The following is a 22,297-nucleotide window of genomic DNA, read 5'->3' as shown; positions in this document are numbered from 1 at the left end:
GGCGAAGGAGAGCCGAGGGGCGCGTGTGTCAAGAGGTGCGGCGGGGTGTCGGGGGGCTCGTGGAGGGATTCGAGGGTTGTTCGGGAAGCGCCTGACATGCACGGATTGACCACGCTCGCACCCGAACCTACCTTCGTCAACACGGGTGTACTCGCTATCCGTTGTCCCCTGGTTTTGCGTCGCGGTTCGCTGCGGTTCGCTGTCGCTGAATTTCGTCGTCGTCATTCGTCGTGAGGCCGGTGCCTGCCATGGACGTCTCGTTTCTCGGTGGACCTCGCGCGCAGCGGGGTGTAGGGGTGGTCGCCCCGTTCGACTTCGCGCTGGATCGGGAGCTGTGGCGCTGGGTACCCGACGATGTGTCGCTCCATCTGACGCGGACGCCGTACGTACCGGTCGAGGTCGGCCTGGACCTGGCCCGGCTGGTCAGCGAGCACGAGACGCTGGGCGAGGCCGTGCGGGCGCTGACCGCGGTGGCGCCCGAGGTCGTCGCGTACGCCTGCACGTCCGGGAGCTTCGTCGGCGGGATCGCCGGGGAGCGGGCGATGGGCGCGGCGATGACCCGGGCGGGCGACGTGCCCGCCGTGACGACGTCGGGGGCGCTGCTGGAGGCGCTGGCCGAACTCGCCGTGCGGCGGGTGGCGCTCGTGACGCCGTACACCGTGTCGGTGACGCGGGCACTGGAGGAGTACGTGGCGGAGGCCGGGGTCGAGGTCACCGGCTGCGTGTTCATGGGACTGACCCGGCACATATGGAAGGTGCCGTACCGGGAGGTGGCGGACATGGCGCGCACGGCGGTGCGCGACACGGGCACCCAGGCCCTGTTCATCTCCTGCACCAATCTGCCGACGTACGACGTGATACCCCAGCTGGAAGCGGAACTGCGCCTTCCCGTCATCTCGGCCAACCAGGTCACGATGTGGGCGGCGCTGAGCCGGCTGGGTACCGGAGCGGTGGGGCCCTATCAGGCGCTGGTCGACATGTCGGCGCGTGGATGGCCTCCCGTACTGCCTGAAGGACAGCAGGAGGGCTGGACATGACCGCACTCGGATTCCTCTACCCGGGACACTCGGCCGAGGACGACTATCCCCGCATCGAGCAGCTTCTGGGCAGCGACATCCGGGTCGACGTGGTGCACACCGACATCGGGGAGGACGCGCACCGGGTGGACGCGCTGCGCCGCATGGGCGCGCCGGAGCGGCTCGCGGCGGGCGTGGAGTCGCTGCGGCTCTCCGGGGCGGAGGCGGTGGTGTGGGCGTGCACCAGCGGGAGCTTCGTGTACGGCTGGGAGGGCGCCCACGAGCAGGTGCGTGGGCTGGCCCGGGTGGCGGGCATGCCGGCCTCCTCGACGTCGTTCGCCTTCGTGCACGCGGCTCAGGAGATCGGGGCGCGGCGGGTGGCGGTCGGGGCGACGTACCCCGACGACGTGGCGGATCTGTTCGCGGAGTTCCTGCGGGCGGGGGGTGTGGAGGTGACCGGGGTACGGCCGTCGGGAATCGTCACGGCGGCGGAGGTCGGGACGTGGGGTGAGCGTGAGGTGTTCGCGCTGGCGCAGTCGGCGGACCATCCGGACGCGGAGGCGGTGCTGCTGCCGGACACCGCGCTGCACACGGCGGCGTACGTCGCCGGCCTGGAGAAGGCCCTCGGCAAACCGGTCCTCACGGCGAACCAGGTCACGGTCTGGGAAGCCCTGCGTCTCACGGGGCGCCGGGTGAACTCGCCCGCGCTGGGCGAACTGTTCACCCGCGAGCCGATCGTCCAGGCCTGAGGCGTTGCCCTCCGGGCTTCGCCCCACTTGCCCACCCACCCACCCGACTCGGTAGGACGAGAGGCCCCGCACCCCGGGGGCTCCGCCCCCGGCCCCCCGGCGGGCGCTTCACTCGCCGGCCGGGCGCGGGCCGTCTCCCAGGGTCTTGCCCACCCACCCACCCGACTCGGTAGGAGGAGAGGCCCCGTGCCCGGGGGCTCCGCCCCCGAACCCCTGGCGGGGACTCCGTCCCCTGCACCCCTGGCGGCCCGAGGCCCCTGCGCCCTTGGCGGCCCGAGGCCCCTGCGCCCTTGGCGGCCCGAGGCCCCTGCGCCCTTCGCGGGGCTCGGGTGTCTGGCCCTCAAGCCCCTGGCGGGGACTCCGTCCCCTGCACCCCTGGCGGCTCGAGGCCCCTGCGTCCCTGGCGGCCCGAGGCCCCTGTGCCCTTCGCGGGGCTCGGGTGTCTGGCCCTCAAGCCCCTGGCGGGGACTCCGTCCCCTGCACCCCTAACGGCCCCAGGCCCCTGCGCCCCTCGCGGCCCCAGGCCCCTGCGCCCCTCGCGGGGCTCGGGCTCGGGTGTCTGGCCCGCGAAGCCCTGGCGGGGACCCCGTCCCCCTGCCCCCTTCCCGAGGCTGGGCACCTGCCTTGCCCCCTTGTGAGAGGCCTCGCCCCCACCAACTCCCGCCCGACCAGCTCGCCCCCCGCCTCCTCCGCCGGAATAAACCCCCAGCCCACCCCCGTTACCCCGCCCGGAATCTGGTCGTCAGCCCGCTCGGGAAACCGGGCGTCGGGTGAACTGCAGGAGGCGTGGGCGTGGGTGTGGTGGTGGATGGGGTTCGGGGGGTTGTTCAGGGGGCCGCTCCCGTTCCGCTTTCTGTGTTGGATCTGGTGACCGTCGGGGCCGGGAGTACGGCGAGCGACGCGTTGCGGACCAGTGTGGGCATGGCGCGGCTGGCCGAGGCGCGGGGGTTTCATCGGTACTGGGTGGCCGAGCACCACTCCATGCCCGGGGTCGCCTCCTCCTCGCCCGCGGTGATCCTGGCGCACCTCGCCGCGCACACCGAGCGGATCCGGCTCGGCTCCGGTGGGGTGATGCTGCCCAACCACGCGCCGCTCGTGATCGCCGAGCAGTTCGGGACGCTGGAGGCGCTCGCGCCGGGGCGGATCGACCTCGGGCTGGGGCGGGCGCCGGGGACCGACGGGGCCACCGCGGCCGCGTTGCGACGGAGCGACACGCTCCGCGAGGGCGCCGACGACTTCCCCGAGCAGCTCGCCGAGCTGATCCGGTTCCTCGACGACGACTTCCCCGACGGACACCCGTACGCGCGGATCCACGCCATCCCCGGTCCCGTGCAGGGCAGCGCGGCCGGCGGCGTGCAGTCGCCGCACCGGCCGCCGGTCTGGCTGCTCGGGTCGTCCGGGTTCAGTGCCCGGCTCGCGGCCACGCTCGGGCTGCCCTTCGCCTTCGCGCACCACTTCTCCGCGCAGAACACCATCCCGGCGCTCGACCTGTACCGCGAGAGCTTCCGGCCCTCGGCCGTGCTCGACGAGCCCTACGCCCTCATCGGCGTCTCCGCCCTCGCCGCGGACGACGAACGGGACGCGGCCCGTCAGGTGCGGGCCGCCGCGCTGAGCATGCTGCGGCTGCGCACCGGGCGGCCGGGACTCTTCCCCGACCCGGCCGACGCGGAGAAGCATCGGTTCAACGCGGCGGAAGAGGACTTCGTACGGTCCTGGAGTGCCAACGTCGTGCACGGCACCGCCGACGAGGTCCGCGCCGGTCTCGACGCCCTCCACAAGCGCACCGGCGCCGACGAGCTGATGCTCACCACCCACTCCCACCGCGGTGAGCAGCGCCTGCGCTCCTACGAACTGATCGCCGACGCCTACGGATTGCCCACCGCGTAGGCCTGAGCGCCCAGCAGCTCGGAGATACGATCCGGCGGCACCGGACGGGAGTACAGCCAGCCCTGTCCGGTGTCGCAGCCGATGTGGCGCAGCCGCGTCGCCTGGGCCGACGTCTCCACGCACTCGGCGGTGACGGTGAGGCCGAGCCGGTGGGCCAGCTGGATCATCGCCTCGACCACGACCTCGTCGGCCGGGTTCGGGCGGTCGCCCGGGCCGTCGTACTGGAAGCCGCGGACGAAGGAGCCGTCCAGCTTGAGGACGGACACCGGCAGCCGGCTCAGGTACGCCAGGTTCGAGTACCCGGTGCCGAAGTCGTCGATGGCGATCCGTACGCCCATGTCGCTGAGCGCCTGGAGCGCCTGGAGCGGTCGGCCCGCCGAGCCCATCACCGCCGACTCGGTCAGCTCCAGCTGCAGCAGGTGCGGGGCGAGGCCGGTCTCGGTGAGGGTCCGGGCGACGTCCGCCACCAGGTCCGAGTCCCACACCTGGCGGACGGCCACGTTGACGCTGACGAAGATCGGCGGCTCGGCGGGGTGCGCGAGATGCCAGTGGCGGGCCTGGCGGCAGGCGGTGGTCAGCGCCCAGCGGCCGAGCGGCACGATCGAGCCGTCCTCCTCGGCCAGTCCGATGAACCGATTCGGCGTCAGCATGCCGAACTGCGGGTGGTTCCAGCGGACCAGCGCCTCCACGCCCCGCAGCCGGCCGTCCTCCATACCGACCAACGGCTGGTACTCGAGGACGAATTCACCGCGGTCGATGGCAGGGCGCAGGGTGGAGGAGAGGGCCTGACGGGTCATGCGGTGCGCGTTGCGCTCCGGGTCGAAGAGCGTCCAGCGGGCCTTTCCGTCGGCCTTCGCCCAGTACAGCGTCGTGTCCGCCGCCTGCATGAGGCCGGTCGCGGTCGTCCCGGCCGCGTGGCGTTCGACGACGCCGATCGAGGCCGACAGCGACAGGCGCCGGCCCGCCAGGTCGAAGGGCTGCTGAAGGGCCGTCAGTGCGGACTCGGCGAGCTCGGCCAACTGGTCGGTGCCGGTGGAGTCCTCGACCAGCAGGGCGAACTCGTCCCCGCCGAGCCGCGCCACCAGCGGCGTGCTCGCCCGGGTCGATCCGGCCTCGGCCGCGACCCGGGTCAGCCGCTCGGCCACGGCCGTCAGCAGCCGGTCGCCGACGCGGTGGCCAAGGGTGTCGTTGACCGCCTTGAAGCCGTCCAGGTCCAGATAGCACAGGCCGATCCGCCCGGTGCCACCCTGTTCGTCCGGCTCCGTCTCCAGCGAGGCCGACAGCCGCTCGAAGAACAGCGTGCGGTTGGGCAGCCGGGTCACCGGGTCGTGCATCTGCAAGTGCCGGAGTCTGGCCTGGAGTTCGCGGTGTGTGCTGACGTCGGTGACGGAGAGCAGCACCCCGGCCTCGGCCCCGGCCAGCGGAGCGACCGCGACCTGGACCCACACCACATGGCCGTCGTGGTGCTTCAGCCGCCGCGCGCAGCGCAGCTTCGCCTGCCGGCCGCGCAGCAGTTCGCGGTAGGCGTGCCAGTCGCGGGCATCGGCGGCCAGATCCACGAGATCGGCGGCGACCCGCCCGGCCAGCGCGTCCGGATCGGTGCCGAGCAGCGCCCCGAACGCGTCGTTGGCGGTGACGACCAGGCCTTCGGCGTCGACGACGGCCATGGACAGCGGGGACGCGGCGAAGACGGAACGGTACGCGGAGGCCGCGGCCGGTTCGCCGCGGCGGGGGACGGGCCCGGGTCGGAGCCCGCCACCAGGAGGCGCGGGGGTGTCACTCGCTGTTACGGCGGACCGGTCGAGGTCTGCCGCGGGCGTCGGCCCTTCGGACGTTCCGCTCACCGCTCGCTCCCGCAGTGCACTCGATCTGTGTCCGTGCCGGAAAGTGTGCCGATCATAGAGGCTGGCCCCGAGGCCTTCCAGCCACTGTCCAGTGTCCCGGATCGACCGGCCGTTCTGACAGATCGTTTCTGCCCGTGCCTGAACGGCTTCTTCAGGCCCCCGACCACTTGTGACGTTCCGTGAGTGTTTCGGGGTGTCGGCCGTTCGGGGGTGTGACGCGGCCTCACTCTTCTGGTGCAGGCAAACAGGGCGTAGTAGATCAAAGTCGCACAGGGTGGGAGCGGTGTCCTGTGAGCCGCCCCCGGAGGTCCCTCGTGCCGCGTCCCCAGTTGCGCAGCGCCGCCGCCGTGTTCACCACGATGTCGGCGCTCGCCGCGACCTCGATCCTGGCCGTGCCGTCGGTCGCCGAGCCGTTCACGACGGCTCCGTGCGCCCTGCGGCGGACCGGGGCGCACCACTCGGAGGGCCTGGACACCTGGAACGCCGCCTACACCCGCCCGACCCGCGCCCTCGACGCCGTGATGGTGTTCCTCTCGTTCCCGGACTCCACCCCGCTCACCAAGCCCGCCGAACTGGCCGCCGACCACTTCCCCGCCACCAGCCGCTTCTTCGAGCAGGCCTCCTACGGCAGGTTCACGCTGCGCTCCCACCCGCTCGACCACTGGATCCGCATGCCGCAGCCGTCGGTGTCGTACGCCATAAAGCGTGACTGGAGCGCCGAGCGGCGCAGCGCCTATCTGCGCGACGCCTTCGCCGTGGCCGACAAGCAGGTCGACTTCTCGCGGTACGACGTCGTTTACTTCGTGGCCGATCCGGACGCGCCCGGCGTCGACTCCGACGCGACGAAGGTCGTCAACCTGGACACCCCGGTGCACGCCGACGGCACGGACGTCCGCCGGGTCGTCACGGTCTTCGAGAAGCACCCGCCGGACCGGCTGGTCCTCGCGCACGAGACCGGGCACGTCTTCGACCTGCCGGACCTCTACCACCGCCCGGTGGACGGCAAGGGCGACTGGGACACGTACGTCGGGGACTGGGACCTGATGGGCAGCCAGTTCGGGCTGGCACCGGACCTGTTCGCCTGGCACAAGTGGAAGCTGGGCTGGCTCGATCCGCGCCAGGTGCGGTGCGTGCGGGGCGCCGGCCCCACGCGGCTGACCCTGGAGCCCCTGTCCGCCGGGGAGGGGCCGCCGGCCGAGAGGGCCGTCGGGGATCCGTCGTTCGGTCTCGGCGATGGCGTGAAACTGGCGGTCGTGCGCACCGGCCCCGAGACCGCGCTGGCCTTCGAGGCGCGCGGCCCCTCCGGAAGCGACAGCGGGGTGTGCCGCGAGGGGGTGCTGGTCTACCGGGTGCGCAGTGGCACGGAGTCGGGCGGCGGCCCGGTCGAGGTCGTGGACGCCCACCCGCACACCGAGGCCTGCTGGGAGGGCTCGGTCTACCCCGCGCTCGCCGACGCCCCGGTCGGCGCAGGGGAGACCTTCACGGTGCCGGGGGACCGGGTCAAGGTCGAGGTGGAGGCGCGTACGGGGGCGGGGTCCTGGACGGTGAAGATCACGCCGGTCGTGGTTGCCTGAGCCGGAGCGTGTGCGCCCGTGTGTGCGTGTGTGCGCATAACGCGATGGAGGGCCGAGTTCTCGCGAACTCGACCCTCCATCGGCAACGTGCGCCGCCAGGGACTCGAACCCCGGACCCGCTGATTAAGAGTCAGCTGCTCTAACCAACTGAGCTAGCGGCGCCTGCCGACGTCGTAGACCTTAGCACTCTGATCGGCGGGAGGAAAAATCGATGTTTGCGCGGGCGTCCGGGCGGCTCGTACGGCGGCCCAGAGCAGGACCTCGGGGCCGGGCAGCCAGGGGTGCCGAGAGTCGGGGGCGACCAGCCAGCGGGAGCCGGCGCGGTCGGGGGAGTCGTCGTCGTGGACGTCGGCCGAGGCGGTCAGGGCCGGGACGGTCACCGCGTCGCCGTTGCCGTGACACAGGAGCGGGGGGACGTGGAGGGGGGTGCCGGGATCGCGGGCACCCCACTCCTCCCAGGTCAGGAGCGAGGGCAGGCGCTGGGCCGTGCCCGGTGCGGCGAACAGGAGCATGCGGCCCCGGAACGCCGCGACCGGGCCCGATCCCGGACCGTCGCTCCACAGCCGGTCCAGCATCCGGCGGCCGAAGACCGCCGGGGCGCTCACCACGTCGAACGCGGTGCCGCAGGGGAGGACGACCGGGGCGTCCGGCCGCTCGTCCCAGAGGGAGAGGGTGCTGCGCGGATACGTTCCTGCGGAGGCGAGCCAGGCGGCGCCGTCGGCGGTGACCATCGGTGTGCTGCTCATGCTGCTCATGGCAGACAGGTCTACCGTCGGTGACCGTACCGCTGCCGAGGGTTGCGGAAAAACGGGACGGGGAGGGGCGGGAGGGAGTATCTTGCCCGCCTGGCATATGCCGAGGGGGTTGCCGGGGCGGACCGGCAGGGAGCTACACCGGATCGGCTGTGCCGCGACCCTCCGCGGTGGAGCCGCGCAGTAGGTCGCGGCCGAACTCCACCATCTTCTTCGCGTAGTCCTCGGTCCACTCGGCCCGGTCGGCGATGTCCGCCGCCGTCAGCCGGTCGAAGCGGCGCGGGTCGGCCAGCTGGGCCGCCGCGATGGCCTGGAACTCCATGGCCCGGTCGGTGGCCGCGCGGAACGCCTGGGTCAGCTCCGTCGCCCGCGTCAGCAGCGCCCTGGGGTCGTCGATCGACTCCAGGTCGAAGAAGTGCTCAGGGTCGGAGGCCGCCTCCACGGGCTCGAACAGCAGGGGCGCGGGGCGTCGCCGCGGCTCGCTCCGACGCGGCGTGGGCTCCGCCATGTCTTCTCCTCCTCGTGCGTTCACTCGGCGCCGCCGTCCGACGGGGCCACCGTCCATTGTCCCGCGCCCACGCAAGAGGCCCCCAATCCCGCCACGCGAACAGGTCAGTCACGGTCGCCAGGTCACCCGGTGTTCCGCGAGGTGGGACAGGACCGCGTGGTTGGCGTCCCAGCCGTCCGGGCTGTCACTCTTGGCCGCCTCCGGCGGCGTGCCGGACTCCGTCCGGTGGGCGGGTGTGCGGCAGTGGGACTCACGGCCGCCAGGACACCCGGTGTTCCGCCAGGTGGGTCAGGACCGCGTGGTTGGCCTCCCAGCCGTCCGGGAACTTCACGAGCGTGCCGAGCTGGACCGGTTCCGTGGACGGGTAGTCGTCCAGGAGGTCGCTCACGCCCGCGCGGCACACCACGATGCACGCGTGGCGGTGGCGGGAGGCGAGGACGCACAGGCGGCCCGTCTCCAGGTGGAAGGCCGTGGCGTCGGGGCGGCCGGACAAGGGGTGCAGGACGACGGTCACGTCGAACTCGCGGCCCTGGAGGCGGTTCGCCGTGTCCACGGTCACGTCCGCCGCGCCCAGCTCCGCGAGGGCCGCCCGGACCGCCGCCGCCTGGTCGCGGTGCGCCGTGCCGACGGCGACGCGGTCGGCGGTGAGGGGAGCGGGCTCGGGGGAGCGCTCCGAGGTCGCCGCGCCGCCCCGGTCCAGCAGGCGGCGTACGACCGTCGCCACCGCCCGCACCGCCTCCGGGTCCGTGCGCGGGGTGTGCCGGGCGGGCAGCTCCAGCAGGCCCCAGCCCGAGGCCGCCGCCTCGTCGATCACGCGGTCCGGGCCCGAGCCGTCCGAGGGGACCGCGAAGGTCAGGCGCCGGTCGCCGTGGCCGGTGCCGCTGCGGAACGGGGTGTACGGGTAGAAGGCGTCCGAGACCAGGGGCGCGGCCGACGCCGGGAGCCGCCAGGACACCGGAAGCCGGTGCTGGGGCAACTCGGGGTTGTGGGCGAGCAGCGTCGTCACGGCGGAGGCCGAGGGGTCGTACGACAGGCCCGCCCACTGCTCGCTGCCGACGATCGCGAACGGGTCCAGCTGGCCCGGGTCGCCCACGAACAGCGCCCGCTCGAACAGTCCGGCCACGCCGAGCAGCGCGTCCGAGCGCATCTGGTACGCCTCGTCGACGATCGCGTACCGCCACGGCTCGTCCACCGTGACATGCGCCCACTTCGCGGCCGTCGACAGCACGACCGGGATGCCGGTCAGATCCGCCGCCTTCGCCGACGTGCGGACGTTCGGCAGGTCGTCCAGCGCCTTGTCGTACGGGTCGGTGTCACTGCTGTGCAGGCGGCCGACCGGCAGCTCGGGGTTCTTCTCGGCCAGCCGCAGCACCAGGTCGTCGACCTGGGCGTTGGTCTGCGCGACCACCATCAACGGGTGCCCGGCCTCGGCCAGTTCGAGCGCCGCGCGCACCACGAGCGTGGACTTGCCGGCGCCGGGCGGGGAGTCGACGACCACGCCGCGGTGGGTGCCGTGCAGGGTGTCGTGGAGGATGGCGTCGGTGGCGCGGGCGGCCGCGGCAGCGGGGTCGAAGACCGGTGCCGTCACAGGAGGTCCTCCTCGGTCGGGGCGTCGGGCGCCTCGGCTGCGGCCTCGCCGGGCGGGCCGCCGTGGGTCCACGGGGTCGCGTCCGGATCGGGCAGCCTGGCCCCGCCGCGCTGGTCGTGCTCGAAGAGCGTGAAGCAGAGCCGGTCGCCCTTCTCGGGGACCGACCCCGGCTCGGGTTCCTTGCCGCGGCCCATCTTGTCGAGGACGCGCAGCACCACGAGCCCGTCGTTCTCCTGGCCGACGAACTCCGCCGCCTGCGGCCTGCCGTCCAGCGAGCGGTACACCTTCGCGCGCTCCCCGAGGTGCGGCCGGTCGTCCGTGCGCACGGTGACCAGCGGGCGCGGGCTGGGCCGCTTGCCCTCGCTGTACGCCATGACGATGTCCGTCACCTCGCCCGCGAACGCCTCCCCGGCCAGCCGCCGGCCCGCCATCACCAGCGGGTCGTCCAGCGCCTCCTGGGCCTCCAGCCGGGCCTGCTCGCGCTCGCGCGTGGCCAGCTTGTTCGCGGCGGTGACCACGTCGTCGCGGCGCGGCTGCGGGGGCTCGCCGGCGAGCACACGGTCGCGGTGACCGGTGAACGACCAGCGGTCGCGGGTCCACCGCTCCTCGACGCGCGCGCCCTCGGGGAGCGTCCGGAGCAGGTCAAGGCCGTGCCAGACCTTCTCCCAGGTGGGCAGCGTACGGCTCAGCACCAGCTCGCGTATCTCCCGCTCGGCGGCGGTGAGTTCACCGAGCCGGTCGTCGGCCTGGAGACCGTCCTCGGCGGCGGCGAGAGTGGTGCGGGCGCGGTCGTAGCGCTCGAGGGCGGGCGCCAGCAGCTTGTTGTCGAACGCCGGGTCGGTGGCCGGGCCCGCGGGCGGGCACAGCAACTGCCCGGCCCCGTCCCGCGCGAGCTCCGCCCGCAGCGCCGCGTCGGCGCCCGACTCGCCGTCCGGAGGATCGATCCAGGCGAGCAGCGCGCCCAGGTGCTGGTCCTCCAGGCTGGACTGGCCGGTGACCCAGTGCCGGGAGAGCAGCTCGGTCAGCGCGAGCAGCAGCGAGGAGCCGGGTACGCGGGCCCGCTCCCCGAAGTGGGTCAGCCACCGTCCGAGCAACGGCACGCGCGGCGGCGCCGGGTACGGGGCCTCCGGCTCCTGCTCGGCGGTGCGGCGGAACCGCATGGAGCGCCCGAGCAGCCGTACGAACTCCACGCCCGCGCGGCTCGGCACGATCAACTGCGGGGCGTCCGCGCACAGATCGACCTCGACCTTGACCCGCTTGCCGGTCTCCGGGTCGGTCTCGGTGCGCTCGGCGGGCTCGACGGCGTCGGCGTAGGACTCGACGTACGGCAGGACGACGTCGGCCAGTTCGGCGAGGAACGCGAAGCGCAGGTCGCGGTCGCGCGGCTGCGGGACGACCAGCAGACGCGGCGCGTCCCGGTCGGTGCCGACCAGCGCGCCGAGCGGGGCCCCGGTCTCACCGGCGGTGGTCAGCGGCACGAACACCAGCGGGCGGTCGGACAGATGCCGGTGCCGGACCGTGGCGGCCGGCTGGGCGCGGCCGGTGCTGACCGCCTCCAGGCGGGCCAGGGTGGCGATCAGCGACATGCCGCCACCACCTGTCCGCCCAGTGTCTGTCCGCTCAGCGCCTCCGCGCGCAGCCGGGCCGCCCGGCGCAGCGCGGCCACGGCCGGGTCGTCCGGGTCGCCGCTCTCGCCGCGGGCCGCGGACAGGACGTCCTCGACCGTGCTCAGCGCCCCCAACTCGGCCCGGACGGAACGGCCGAGCGCGGTCACCGCACCCGCCGCGCGGGAGCGGTCCCGGCAGTGGAAGGCCAGTTCGCAGGCGGCCAGGCACTCGGGCGCGTACGCCGCCGGGACCGACTCGACCGCCGTGGTGAGCTCGTCGGCGGGCAGACCGGGGGCGAAGCACGTGCCCTCGGGCAGGGCGTCGGCGATCTCCTCGATGCGGGTGAGCCGGGCCAACTGGCGTGCGGTGACGGCACGTTGCTTGCGGACGTCGACGGCGGACGCGGTGGCCAGGTTGGAGAAGTCCTTGGGGCAGACCAGCAGCACCCGGTGGCGTACGCGCGGGGGAGAGTCGAGATGCCCCGCGACGTCCTCCAGGGCCAGCACGTACACCGCGGCCTGCCGGGCGGCCGCGCCGACCTTCGCCGGGTCGGCCGAACCGTCCAGCATCGGGAAGGACTTGATCTCCACGACGGTCCAACTGCCGTCCGGGTGCACGACCACCGCGTCCGGCTCCAGGAAGGCGGGGGAGCCGGCGACGTCCAGGGCGAGCATCGGGTGGTCGAGCAGCGTCCACGTGCCGGGCGCCCCGGCGGCCTCGCGCAGGGCGAGCGCCGTACGCGCCGTACGTCCCGCGGGGCCGTCGGCGGTGAGGTCGGGGACGGCGGCACCGTGCGGCGGTTCGGCGCCCGGGTCGAGGCGGGTGTGCACCAGCCGCAGCAGCTCCGCGCCGCCGTCGGCCTTCACGCGCGCCTCGAAGGCGTTGCCCCGGGTGAGGGCGAACTGCGACTGGCCGAAGGCGGCCGGGGAGCCCAACGCGCTTGCCAGCACGCTCTTGTCGACCCCGGCGCCGTCCAGGACCGCGCGCCGCCGGCACCCCGGGTTCGCGGCGAGCGCCGCGAGGGCGCGCGCGTCCAGGGCCTTGGGGAGGACGTCGGGTCCGCGCAGCTCAGCGAGCCGGTGTCGGAGCCCCGTCCCCCGCGGCCCGGGAAGAGGCATCCGGCTCGGCTCCCGGTTCGAGCCGCGACGCTTGCTGCCGTGGAATTCGCTCACCCGGGGAAGTCTGGCACCCCCCACTGACAATCGGGGAAACCGCGTCGCCGGAGGCCTCGGTGACGGGGGCGGCGAACCACGCCCGCACCGCGTCCGCACTCCGCGTCACGTACGGCGCGAGCAGCAGCCCGGCGCCCATCACGGCCACCCCCGCGACCGCGTCGAGGAAGTAGTGGTTGGCGGTGCCCATGACCACGATCGTGGTCACCAGCGGATAGACCACGGCGAGGACCCTGGCGGTGCGCGAGCCGCCGTGGCGCCACAGCATCACTGCGCACCACAGCGCCCAGCCCACGTGCAGGCTCGGCATCGCCGCGTACTGGTTGGTCATGCCGCCCAGTCCGCGCGGGGCGCTGGCCTCGCCGCCCCACCAGCCGTACGCGCTGTACTGGGCCATCGTGTCGACGAAGCCGTGGCCCGCCGAGAGCAGCCGGGGCGGGCAGGTCGGCAGCAGCGTGAAGCCGATCAGACCGAGGAACGTGGAGGCCATGAGCCAGGTGCGGGCCGCGCGGTAGAACGCGGTCCGACACCGGAACAGCCAGACCAGGATCGCGGGCGTCACCAGGTAGTGCAGCGCCGCGTACCAGAAGTCGGCCGGCACGCCTATCCAGGGCGCGCGCGTGAACAGGCGGTTGAGCGGCAGCTCGGCGTTGAGGCGCAGGAGGTTCTCGACGCGCAGGATCGCCAGGCCGTGGCCGACGGCGTCGGCGACGTCGCCGCGGGCGAGCAGGCGGCCGGCGGAGTAGCAGGCGTACACCAGGACGATCAACGGCAGCTCGGTCCACCAGCGCGGCCGGGGCGGGGTGCGGAGCGGGGTCCGCGGGGATGCCTCCGTGCCCGGTATCTCGGTCTGCGGCATCCGCTCGCCCTCCCCCTTCTCCCGCCGGCGCTCCAGTCCTCAAGGACGCAGGTCTCGCCCGCCGGGTTGCCCGTGAACAGCGTGCGTGATGATGGAAGGGTCCGCCTCCGTTTTCTCTTCATTCGTCTCTCCGACGTCTCCTGTCACCGCACCGCGCTCTTCCGAAAGGCCCCCCATGGCACCGCGCATCCTGCTGGCCCGACACGGACAGACCGAGTGGTCGCTGTCCGGAAAGCACACCGGCAGGACCGATGTGCCGCTGCTGGAGGAGGGTCGCCGGGGCGCGAAGCTGCTCGGCGAGCGGCTGCACCGGGCGCCGTTCGACGGGCTGGACGGGGTCGAGGTGCGCACCAGCCCGCTGGTCCGCGCGCGGGCGACGTGCGAACTCGCCGGGTTCGGTGAGCGGGCCACGCCGTGGGACGCGCTGCTGGAGTGGGACTACGGCGCCTACGAGGGCATGACCCCCGCCGAGATCCAGGCCGTTCGCCCGGGCTGGCTGATCTGGCGCGACGGCGTCCCCGAGGGGGAGAGCGTCGCCGACGTGACGGCGCGCGCCGACGAGGTGGTGCGCTGGGCGCGCGCCGAGGACCGGGACGTGCTGGTCTTCGCGCACGGCCACATCCTGCGCTCCATCGGCGCCCGCTGGCTGGGCCTGCCCCTCGACTTCGGCGCCCGTATCCGCCTCAACCCGACGTCCCTGTCGGTCCTGGGATGGGCGTACGGCGAACCGGCCATCGAGAGCTGGAACGACCTCGGGCACCTCGCTGGCTAGGCGCCGCCCTCACGCCGTGCGCGGCGCGCTCGCGTGGCGGTCCAGGAAGTCCGAGACGCCCGAGGTCAGCCGGTGCGGGAGCAGCACGCGCGCGGTCCCCGCGAGCATCGTCTGGATGCGGGAGGACTGGACCTCGTCCAGCAGGTCCAGGACGTGCATCCCGGCCGCCGCGGCCTCGTCGGGGTGGCCCCCGCGCGCGAGGTCGTCGGCGAGCTCGGCGGTGTACAGGGCGATGTTCCGCGAGAAGTGCGGGTCCTGGAGCTGTGCGGCGCGCCGCGCGTGCCGGGCCGCGCGCGGCCAGTCGCCCAGCGCCGACCAGCACTGCGCCTCCAGCCCCTCCAGCTCGGCCTCGCCGTAGAAGCTCATCCACTCGGGGTCGGCGTCCGAGCGGCCCCGCTCGTAGAGGGCCTGGGCGCGGGCGAGGGCCTGCGCGCAGCCCGTGCGGTCGGCGAGGCCCGCCCAGCCGCCCGCCTCGCGCAGCGCGAGCAGCGACATCAGCCGGGCCGAGCCCAGCGGGCGCGCGACGCGCTGCGCGGCCTGTGCCGCCCGTACGGCCTCCCGCGGGCGTCCGGCGTCCCGGGCGAGGAACGCCGTGTTGCAGAAGGCGTGCGCCTCCAGGGCGTCGTCGCCGGTCATCCGGGCGGTGGCGAGCGCCTCGGCGTAGTGCGAGCGGGCGTCGTCGAAGCGGCCGGAGTCGTGTGCCAGCCAGCCCACCGAGATGGCGAGTTCGCCCGCGCCGGAGTGCAGCCGGTCGGCGGTGGTCTGCCGGGTCGCCCCGGCGTCCAGCAGCGCGTACGCGGCGCGCAGCGGCTCCGCCGCGCGCCGGTACAGTCCGTCCGCGCCGTGCCGGTCGTCCAGCAGCCGGATCCTGCGGACGGCTTCCTCCAGGGCGGCTGCCTCCCCGGACCCGACGCGGCCCGGGGGCCGGCCGGCCGCCACGGCGTCGATGGCGAGCCCGAACGGGCCCAGGGCGGCGGCCACGGTGGCGCCGCCGGTCATGAATGCGCGACGTAGCACGTCGCTCTCCTTGTGGTTCTGGTGCGTGTCGTACAGATCGTGCGGGTCGTGCGGGTCATACGGCTCGGTGTCCTCCCGCGTCCCGGCCGCGGCGGGCGCCGGGACCGTGAGGAGCGTGGGGGGTGCCTCCCCGGGCGGGCGCGCCGCGCGTCCGCGGACGGACGAGCGGGGCGCGAAGCCGAGGTCGGCGAGCGTGCGGCCGGGGAACATGTGCAGGAACACCCGCTCGTACGCGTAGTTCGGGCAGCGGATCTCACCCGCCTCCACGCGGCCGACATAGCGCGCGTCACAGCTCACCCGCTCACCGATCTCGCGGGCGGCACGCCGTACCAGCGCGGCGAACTCGGCCGGTGAGCGCCGGCCGCGCAGCTGCCGGAAGGCGAGGTTCGGCCGCGGTGGCCGGTGGGTCTGTGACGCGGTCGCGGGTGACGACGCCATGGCCGGGTCCTCTCGTGCGAACCGTCGAACCATGCCGGAATCAGGGCGAATTCAGGGTGAAACTGGACGAGTCGCCCATATGGCACCCTTGTTCCGGCTGGGTCCGGCGCGCAAGAACGTACCGGCTGTGTCGGAGTCGCCACGCAGTGTTTGGCTACAAAACGGATATCTCATCCACGATCTGCCATGAACTGCCATCCTTTGCGGCTGACTTGCGCCGTAGCCGTTGACGCCGTGCCGCGTTGGACCGGGTGACCGCAAGAGGGCTGCGTGGTGGAGGCCGGAATGGAGACCAGCCGGAGCAACGAACCTTGTACGCCGTCGGCCGAGGCCTGCGACCTCGTGACGGTGCCGACCCGGCAGGGGCTGGAGGCGGTCGACATCCTCCGGCGCGGCCCGGGAGAGGCGGTGGGGCCGGTCCTGCACGACGACGGGGGCGACACCCTCGGCTTCCTCGTGCCGCCGGGCACCGCCGCCGCCTGGGACGTCCCCGGGAGCACCTGCACCGAGACCGACGGCCGCGGGCTGAGCCTGGACCCCCTGAGCCTGCGCCCCGAGCCGCCGGTGGAGGGCTCCGACTGGCTGGTGCCCCCCGGCGAGGCCGACCTCGCCACCGACCCGGCGGTGCTGCGCCGGGCCCTGGGGGAGGCGGCCCGGTTGATCCGGGCGGCGGACAGCTGCCGCTGACCGTCGCTGTCGGCCGGCTCCCGCGCGCGGGGCGCACACCCCTGTCCGACCTGCGAAAATGGCGGGATGGGGAAGTCCAGGAATCCGCGGCGCAGGCCGGCCGCCGCCGAAGCCGTCACACAGGCCGTCGACGGCGGGCTCGCGCAGCTCGTCCCCGACCCCGACCGAGGCCGCGCCTGGACACTGCTGATCGACGGCGCCCCGCAGTCCCACGTCGACCTCGACGACCCCGCGTACCTCTCCTTCGAGTACCAGCGCCGGCTCGGGCACGTCGCCGACCTCGCCGCCCCGCCCGGAAAGCCCCTGCACGCGGTGCACCTCGGCGGCGGCGCCCTCACCCTCGCCCGCTACGTCGCCGCCACCCGCCCCCGCTCCACCCAGCAGGTCGTCGAGCGCGACGCGAGCCTCGTCCAACTGATCCGCAAGGAGCTGCCGTTGGACCCCACCGCTCGCATACGGGTGCGGTCGACAGACGCACGCGCGGGTCTGGCCAAGGTGCCGGACGGCTGGGCCGACCTGATCATCGCCGACGTGTTCAGCGGCGCCCGCACCCCCGCCCACCTCACCTCGACCGAGTTCCTCGACGAGGTCCGCCGGGCCCTGAACCCCACCGGCGTCTACGCCGCCAACATCGCCGACGGCGCGCCGCTCGCCCACCTGCGCGGCCAGATAGCCACCGCGGCCGCCCGCTTCCCCGAGCTCGCACTGATCGCCGACCCCGCCGTGCTGCGCGGCAAGCGGTTCGGCAACGCGGTCCTCGTCGCCTCCGACCGCCCGCTGCCGCTCGCCGAACTGACCCGCCGCGTCGCCTCCGACCCGCACCCGGCCCGCCTCGAACACGGCAAGCAGCTCCTCGATTTCACCGGCGGCGCCCTCCCCGTCACGGACGAAGCGGCGGTGGCCTCCCCGGCCCCGCCGCCCTCCGTGTTCCGCTGAGCCGCGGGCCCGGACTAGGTCCTCTCGACCGGCGGCAGTGCGCCCGTGCGGGCCGTCTGCGCGTACCACCGCGCGCTCGACTTCGGGGTCCGTTCCTGCGTCGCGTAGTCCACGTACACCGCCCCGAACCGCTTGCCGTAGCCGTACGCCCACTCGAAGTTGTCCAGCAGGGACCACAGGTAGTAGCCGCGCACGTCCGCGCCGTCCGTGAGCGCGCGGCGGACCGCCGACAGGTGGGCGTGCAGGTAGGCGATGCGTTCGGGGTCGTGCACCCGGCCGTCGGCGTCCGGCTTGTCGTCGAACGCCGCGCCGTTCTCCGTGATGTACAGCGGCAGTCCGGGGGCCTCCCGCGTGTAGCGCATGAGCAGCTCGTGCAGGCCGGTCGGGTCGATCGTCCAGCCCATCTCCGTGCGCTCGCCCGGCGTCTGGTGGAACGCGACGTCGTCCGCCCCCGGCCAGGGGGAGTGCTCGGCGCTTCCGTGGCCGTCCGCCCGGGGCCCGGTGGCGTCCGAGGGCGCCGCTGAAACCAGCGCCGGCGTGTAGTAGTTGAGGCCGAGCGCGTCCAACGGCTGCCTGATCGCGGCGAGATCGCCGTCGCGGACGTGACCCCAGTCCGTGAGCGGTGCCGTGGCCGACAGCAGCGTCTTGGGGTAGGCGCCGGACAGCATCGGTCCGTGGAAGACGCCGTTGGCGAGGTCGTCGATGCGCCGGGCCGCCGCGAGGTCCGCAGGATCCTGCGACAGCGGGCGCACCACCGCCGAGTTGAGGCTCACCGCGACCGTGTTGCGGGCCGGCATCGCCGAGCGCAGCGCCGAAGTCCCGAGCCCATGCGCCAGGTTGAGATGGTGCGCGGCCCTCAGCGACGCCACCGCGTCCGTGCGGCCCGGCGCGTGCACCCCGGAGGCGTACCCCAGGAAGGCGCTGCACCACGGCTCGTTGAGCGTGATCCACCCCTCGACCCGGTCGCCCAGCGCGTCGCCCACCATGCGCGCGTACTCGGCGAAGCGGTACGCCGTGTCGCGCTCCGGCCAGCCGCCCGCGTCCTCCAACTCCTGCGGCAGGTCCCAGTGGTAGAGGGTGACGACCGGCTTGATCCCGGCCCCCAGCAGCTCGTCCACCAGCCGGCGGTAGAAGTCCAGGCCCGCCTGGACCGCGGGCCCCCGGCCGGTGGGCTGCACGCGCGGCCAGGAGACCGAGAAGCGGTACGCGTTCAGGCCCAGCTCGGCCATCAGCGCCACGTCCTCGCGGTACCGGTGGTAGTGGTCGACGGCCACGTCCCCGGTCTCGCCGCCCGCCGTCCTGCCGGGCGTATGGCTGAAGGTGTCCCAGATCGAGGGAGTACGGCCGTCCTCCCGCACCGCCCCCTCGATCTGGTACGCGGAGGTCGCGGCGCCCCAGAGGAACGGGGGCGGGAAGGTGACGGGGGACTCGGACAGTTCGGACTCGGACGGTGCGGACTCGGGCAGTTCAGACATGGAAGCGCTCCCAGAGGAGGTCGTGGAGACCGGCGGGTGAGAGGGGAAGTGGCGCGGGTCAGCCCTTGATCGCGCCCTGCATGATCCCGCCCACGATCTGCTTGCCGAACAGCAGAAAGGCGAGGAGCAGCGGCAGCGTGCCGAGCAGCGCGCCCGCCATGATCACGGCCTGGTCCGGCACATAGCCGGTGCCCAGGGCGTTCAGGGCGACCTGCACGGTCGGGTTCTGCTGGTTGAGGGCGATGATCGGCCACAGGAAGTCGTTCCAGGCGAACACGAAGGTCAGCAGGCCGAGCACGGCCATCGCGGGCCGCGCCGCCGGGAAGACCACGTGCCACACGATCCGGAGGCTGCTCGCGCCGTCCACCCGGGCCGCCTCGATCAACTCCGACGGCAGCGCCTGCACCAGGTACTGCCGCATGAAGAACGTGCCGAACGCGGTGACCAGGCTCGGCAGGACCACCGTCTGGAGCCGGTTCGACCAGCCGAGGTCCGACATCCACAGGTACAGCGGGACGACGGCCAGCTGTGGCGGGATCATCATCGTGCCGATGGTCAGCAGCAACAGCAGCCCGGAGAAACGGAACCGCAGCTTGGCGAAGGCGAACCCGGCCAGCGTGGCGAACAGCACCGTACTGACCGTGATCGTCCCCGCGACGAGCACCGAGTTGAGCATCGCGGTGCCGAGACCGGCCTGGTCCCAGGCGACCTGAAGGTTCCGGAACAGGTTGCCGCCGAACCACAGCGGCGGCGGACTCTCGGCGAGCCGCCGGTCGGTGCGCGAGGCCGCGACCGCCGTCCACACCAGCGGGGCCAGCGAGAGAAGCGCGAAGACGGTCAGGGCGGCGTAGGTCACCGGGCCCGCGTGCAGCTGCTTTCCCGCGCCCGTGGCCCGGCGCCGCGTGGCCTTCGCCGCTTTCGGCAGGGGCAGTTCACTGGTGGTCATGGGGACTTCCTCAGTCCTCGGGTGATCAGCAGGTTGACCGCCGCGACGATCAGCAGGATCAGGAACATCGACCAAGCGATGGCGGACGCCTTGCCGAGGTTGCCGATGATCCAGCCCTGGTCGTACATGTACAGACCGAGCGTCTGGTACTGGTGCTCCGACCCGCCCTTGGACCCGCTGACCCCGCCGAACAGCAGCACCTCGCCGAAGAGCTGGGTGGCGCCGATGGTGGAGACGACGACGGTGAACAGCACCGTCGGCCGCAGCTGCGGGATGGTCACGTGCCGGAACTGCTGCCAGCGGTTGGCGCCGTCCAGCGCCGCCGACTCGTAGAGGTCGGAGGGGATCGCCTGCATCGCGGCCAGGTAGATCAGCGCGTTGTAGCCGGTCCACCGCCAGATCACGATCGTGGAGACCGCGAGCTGCGAACCCCAGTCGGACTCACGCCAGTTGACCGGATCCACACCGAAGAAGTGGAGGATCCAGTTCACCATGCCGCCGTCCCACGAGTACAGCAGCGTGAACACCAGCGTCGCGGCCGCGACCGAGGTGGCGTACGGCGTCAGCATCACCACGCGCCACACGGTCGAGCCGCGCAGCCGGTAGTTCAGCATGTGGGCCAGCCAGAGCGCCGCCGCCAGCTGCGGGACCGTGGAGAGCACGCCGATGGAGAAGGTGTTCCGCAGCGCGTTCCAGAAGAAGTCCGAGGACAGCAGGTTGCGGTAGTTGTCCAGGCCCCGCCAGGTCTGGTGATCCAGCGCCGACAGCTGTACGTCGTGCAGCGAGTACCAGGCCGTGTAGAGCAGCGGGATCAGGGTGAAGGCCCCGAAGAGCAGGAAGAAGGGGGCAACGAAGGCGTACGGCGACGCCTTGGTGTCCCAGCGGTAGAGCCGGCTGCGCCAGGGGACGGCGGTGGCCGGCGCACCGCGACCCCGAGCGCTCCGGGCCGCGCCCGGCGGGATGCCGGGCGCGGCCTCGGCGCTCGGCGCGGGACGCGCGAGAGCCTTCTCGGAACCGGAACTCACTGGCCGAGCACGTCCTTGATCTCCGCGGTCGCCGCCTTCCAGCCCTCGGCCGGCGACTTGCCCTTCTGCTCGACCTGAAGGATGCCGATGTCGCTGATCGCGCTGTCGATCGGCTTGTCCTTGGGGCCGAGGGGCTGCGCCGGGATGGTCTTCGCCGAGTCGGAGAAGATCCGGGTCAGCGGCGCGTCGGAGAAGTACGCGGTGGTGTCGGCCTGCGGCTTCAGACCCGCGTACGCCGACGGGGTCGAGGGGAAGCTGGCCTGCTTGGCGAACACCTTGGCCTGCTGCTCCGGCGCGGTCAGCCACTTGGCCAGCGCGACGGCCTCCTTCTGGTGCTTGCTCGCCGTCGGTACGCCGAGGAAGGAGCCGCCCCAGTTGGACGCGGCCGGGGCCGCCGCCACGTCCCACTTGCCCTTGCCGGAGTCACCGGACTTCTGCTCGATGTAGCCGATCATCCAGGCCGGGCAGGCCACCGTCGCGAAGGTGCCGCCCGCGAAGCCCTTGTCCCAGGTCGGGTCGAACTGCTTCAGCCTCGCCGACATGTCGCTGGTCGCCACGCTCATGGCGGCGTGCCACGCGTCCTTCACACCCTGGGACTTGTCCCAGACGACGGCGCCGTTCCTGTCGTAGTACCGCTCGGTGGCGCCGCCCACGGCCGCGTTGTAGACCGAGGACGCGGAGTCGACGTACTTGGTGCCCTTCGGCGCCTTCTCCATGTACTTCTTGCCGAGGTCCACGTACTTGGCCCAGTCGCCCTTCCATGCCTCGGCCAACTCGGCGCGGTCGGTGGGCAGTCCGGCCTTCCGGAAGAGGTCCTTGCGGTAGCAGATCGCCATCGGCCCGATGTCGGTGCCGAGCCCGATGGTCCTGCCGTCCTTGGTGGTGGCCTGCGCCGTCTTCCAGCCCAGCCACCGGGACTTGTCGACGTCCTTGCCGAGGTCGACGAACTTGGCGGCCTGCGTCTGCACGGCCTCGGTGATGTTGCCGACCTCGATGGCCTGGATGTCGTCGGTGCCGGCCCCGGCCTGGAGCCGGGTGAGGACCTTGGGCCAGTAGACGTCGGTACGGGTGGTGACGTTCTCCTTGATCGTGATGTCCGGGTGGAGCTTCATGTACTCGGCGTACAGACCGGCCTGTTGGTAGCCGAAGACCCCGAAGGTGCCGACGGTCAGCGTGGTCCGGCCGCCCTTGCCGCCGCCGGCCGTGTCCGCCGTGCCGTCGGCCGAGTCCTCGGCGCAGCCGGCCAGCACTCCCGTGGTCAGCGCGGCGACGGCCGCGAAGGCCACCAGCCTGTGGGACCGGCGGGTACTCGTGCGCATTGCGTCCTCCTGTTGCCTGACGTGCATGCGGGATGTGTAGGTGTCAGGTACCTTGGGAGCGCTCCCACTTGTGATGAGTTGAAGAGTCGTCGGCCGACGCGGGGGTGTCAAGGGACCGGACAGCAG

The 22,297-nt window shown here is 73.1% G+C and carries 19 protein-coding genes and 1 tRNA gene; 7 read left to right on the top strand and 13 right to left on the bottom strand.

What is annotated here, in order from left to right:
* Window positions 1-248: 248 nt before the first annotated feature.
* From QFZ74_RS11585 to QFZ74_RS11575, 3 genes are all read left to right on the top strand, one after another.
* The gene (locus QFZ74_RS11585) at window positions 249-1,037 is read left to right on the top strand and encodes an aspartate/glutamate racemase family protein (RefSeq protein WP_307620727.1); all 789 of its coding nucleotides are present in this window, start codon (window positions 249-251) and stop codon (window positions 1,035-1,037) included.
* Entirely contained in the window at window positions 1,034-1,765 is a 732-nt protein-coding gene (locus QFZ74_RS11580) for an aspartate/glutamate racemase family protein (protein WP_307620726.1), read from the top strand. Before QFZ74_RS11585 ends, QFZ74_RS11580 begins: the two co-directional genes overlap by 4 nt.
* Window positions 1,766-2,563: 798 nt before the next feature.
* A complete protein-coding gene (locus QFZ74_RS11575) occupies window positions 2,564-3,652 on the top strand; it encodes an LLM class flavin-dependent oxidoreductase (RefSeq protein ID WP_307624121.1) in 1,089 nt (362 codons plus the stop codon).
* On the opposite strand, the gene QFZ74_RS11570 is transcribed toward QFZ74_RS11575, so the two are convergent.
* A complete protein-coding gene (locus QFZ74_RS11570) occupies window positions 3,631-5,496 on the bottom strand; it encodes a bifunctional diguanylate cyclase/phosphodiesterase (protein ID WP_307620725.1) in 1,866 nt (621 codons plus the stop codon). The two genes, QFZ74_RS11575 and QFZ74_RS11570, sit on opposite strands and share 22 nt — an antisense overlap.
* A gap of 359 nt (window positions 5,497-5,855) precedes the next feature.
* Here QFZ74_RS11570 and QFZ74_RS11565 point away from each other — a divergent pair, with 359 nt between their 5' ends.
* A complete protein-coding gene (locus QFZ74_RS11565) occupies window positions 5,856-7,070 on the top strand; it encodes a M6 family metalloprotease domain-containing protein (protein WP_307624120.1) in 1,215 nt (404 codons plus the stop codon).
* A gap of 88 nt (window positions 7,071-7,158) precedes the next feature.
* On the opposite strand, the gene QFZ74_RS11560 is transcribed toward QFZ74_RS11565, so the two are convergent.
* The 7 genes from QFZ74_RS11560 to QFZ74_RS11530 all read right to left on the bottom strand — a co-directional run bounded on the left by QFZ74_RS11560 (window position 7,159) and on the right by QFZ74_RS11530 (window position 13,556).
* Window positions 7,159-7,232, bottom strand: a tRNA-Lys gene (locus tag QFZ74_RS11560).
* The gene (locus QFZ74_RS11555; protein ID WP_307620724.1) at window positions 7,223-7,825 is read right to left on the bottom strand and encodes a bifunctional DNA primase/polymerase; all 603 of its coding nucleotides are present in this window, start codon (window positions 7,823-7,825) and stop codon (window positions 7,223-7,225) included. Before QFZ74_RS11555 ends, QFZ74_RS11560 begins: the two co-directional genes overlap by 10 nt.
* Before the next feature lie 133 nt (window positions 7,826-7,958).
* On the bottom strand, window positions 7,959-8,330 hold the full coding sequence (locus QFZ74_RS11550) for a hypothetical protein (protein ID WP_307620723.1): 372 nt from the start codon (window positions 8,328-8,330) through the stop codon (window positions 7,959-7,961).
* A gap of 250 nt (window positions 8,331-8,580) precedes the next feature.
* The gene (locus tag QFZ74_RS11545) at window positions 8,581-9,918 is read right to left on the bottom strand and encodes an AAA domain-containing protein (protein ID WP_307620722.1); all 1,338 of its coding nucleotides are present in this window, start codon (window positions 9,916-9,918) and stop codon (window positions 8,581-8,583) included.
* Window positions 9,915-11,504, bottom strand: coding sequence for a hypothetical protein (locus QFZ74_RS11540; RefSeq protein ID WP_307620721.1), 1,590 nt, complete (start codon window positions 11,502-11,504; stop codon window positions 9,915-9,917). Before QFZ74_RS11540 ends, QFZ74_RS11545 begins: the two co-directional genes overlap by 4 nt.
* Window positions 11,495-12,643 carry a hypothetical protein gene (locus QFZ74_RS11535; RefSeq protein ID WP_307620720.1) on the bottom strand — a complete coding sequence of 383 codons (1,149 nt, stop codon included), beginning with the start codon at window positions 12,641-12,643 and terminating at the stop codon, window positions 11,495-11,497. Before QFZ74_RS11535 ends, QFZ74_RS11540 begins: the two co-directional genes overlap by 10 nt.
* Window positions 12,594-13,556: a phosphatase PAP2 family protein gene (locus tag QFZ74_RS11530; protein ID WP_307620719.1), complete on the bottom strand. Its 963-nt coding sequence runs from the start codon at window positions 13,554-13,556 to the stop codon at window positions 12,594-12,596. The genes QFZ74_RS11535 and QFZ74_RS11530 overlap by 50 nt, the downstream gene beginning before the upstream one ends.
* A gap of 175 nt (window positions 13,557-13,731) precedes the next feature.
* Here QFZ74_RS11530 and QFZ74_RS11525 point away from each other — a divergent pair, with 175 nt between their 5' ends.
* Window positions 13,732-14,328: a histidine phosphatase family protein gene (locus QFZ74_RS11525; protein ID WP_307620718.1), complete on the top strand. Its 597-nt coding sequence runs from the start codon at window positions 13,732-13,734 to the stop codon at window positions 14,326-14,328.
* Window positions 14,329-14,337: 9 nt separating this feature from the next.
* Here the strand turns inward: QFZ74_RS11525 and QFZ74_RS11520 are convergent, their stop codons facing one another.
* On the bottom strand, window positions 14,338-15,783 hold the full coding sequence (locus QFZ74_RS11520; RefSeq protein ID WP_307620717.1) for a hypothetical protein: 1,446 nt from the start codon (window positions 15,781-15,783) through the stop codon (window positions 14,338-14,340).
* A 285-nt stretch (window positions 15,784-16,068) separates the two neighbouring features.
* On the opposite strand from QFZ74_RS11520, the gene QFZ74_RS11515 reads away from it, so the two are divergent.
* Both QFZ74_RS11515 and QFZ74_RS11510 read left to right on the top strand, forming a co-directional pair.
* Window positions 16,069-16,470 carry a hypothetical protein gene (locus tag QFZ74_RS11515; RefSeq protein ID WP_307620716.1) on the top strand — a complete coding sequence of 134 codons (402 nt, stop codon included), beginning with the start codon at window positions 16,069-16,071 and terminating at the stop codon, window positions 16,468-16,470.
* A gap of 66 nt (window positions 16,471-16,536) precedes the next feature.
* Window positions 16,537-17,406: a spermidine synthase gene (locus tag QFZ74_RS11510; protein ID WP_307620715.1), complete on the top strand. Its 870-nt coding sequence runs from the start codon at window positions 16,537-16,539 to the stop codon at window positions 17,404-17,406.
* 14 nt (window positions 17,407-17,420) lie between these two features.
* On the opposite strand, the gene QFZ74_RS11505 is transcribed toward QFZ74_RS11510, so the two are convergent.
* Genes QFZ74_RS11505 through QFZ74_RS11490 form a run of 4 tightly spaced genes read right to left on the bottom strand, consistent with a single transcriptional unit; the run spans window position 17,421 to window position 22,171 of the window.
* Window positions 17,421-18,881 carry a GH1 family beta-glucosidase gene (locus tag QFZ74_RS11505; protein WP_307620714.1) on the bottom strand — a complete coding sequence of 487 codons (1,461 nt, stop codon included), beginning with the start codon at window positions 18,879-18,881 and terminating at the stop codon, window positions 17,421-17,423.
* A 58-nt stretch (window positions 18,882-18,939) separates the two neighbouring features.
* On the bottom strand, window positions 18,940-19,827 hold the full coding sequence (locus tag QFZ74_RS11500) for a carbohydrate ABC transporter permease (RefSeq protein ID WP_307620713.1): 888 nt from the start codon (window positions 19,825-19,827) through the stop codon (window positions 18,940-18,942).
* Window positions 19,824-20,852 carry a carbohydrate ABC transporter permease gene (locus QFZ74_RS11495; protein WP_307620712.1) on the bottom strand — a complete coding sequence of 343 codons (1,029 nt, stop codon included), beginning with the start codon at window positions 20,850-20,852 and terminating at the stop codon, window positions 19,824-19,826. Before QFZ74_RS11495 ends, QFZ74_RS11500 begins: the two co-directional genes overlap by 4 nt.
* On the bottom strand, window positions 20,849-22,171 hold the full coding sequence (locus QFZ74_RS11490) for an ABC transporter substrate-binding protein (RefSeq protein WP_307620711.1): 1,323 nt from the start codon (window positions 22,169-22,171) through the stop codon (window positions 20,849-20,851). Before QFZ74_RS11490 ends, QFZ74_RS11495 begins: the two co-directional genes overlap by 4 nt.
* Between the last annotated feature and the right edge of the window lie 126 nt (window positions 22,172-22,297).

Source organism: Streptomyces sp. V3I7 (assembly GCF_030817495.1).
In the GTDB taxonomy this organism is placed as follows: Bacteria; Actinomycetota; Actinomycetes; order Streptomycetales; family Streptomycetaceae; genus Streptomyces.
This window is presented reverse-complemented; position numbering and strand designations above follow the sequence as displayed.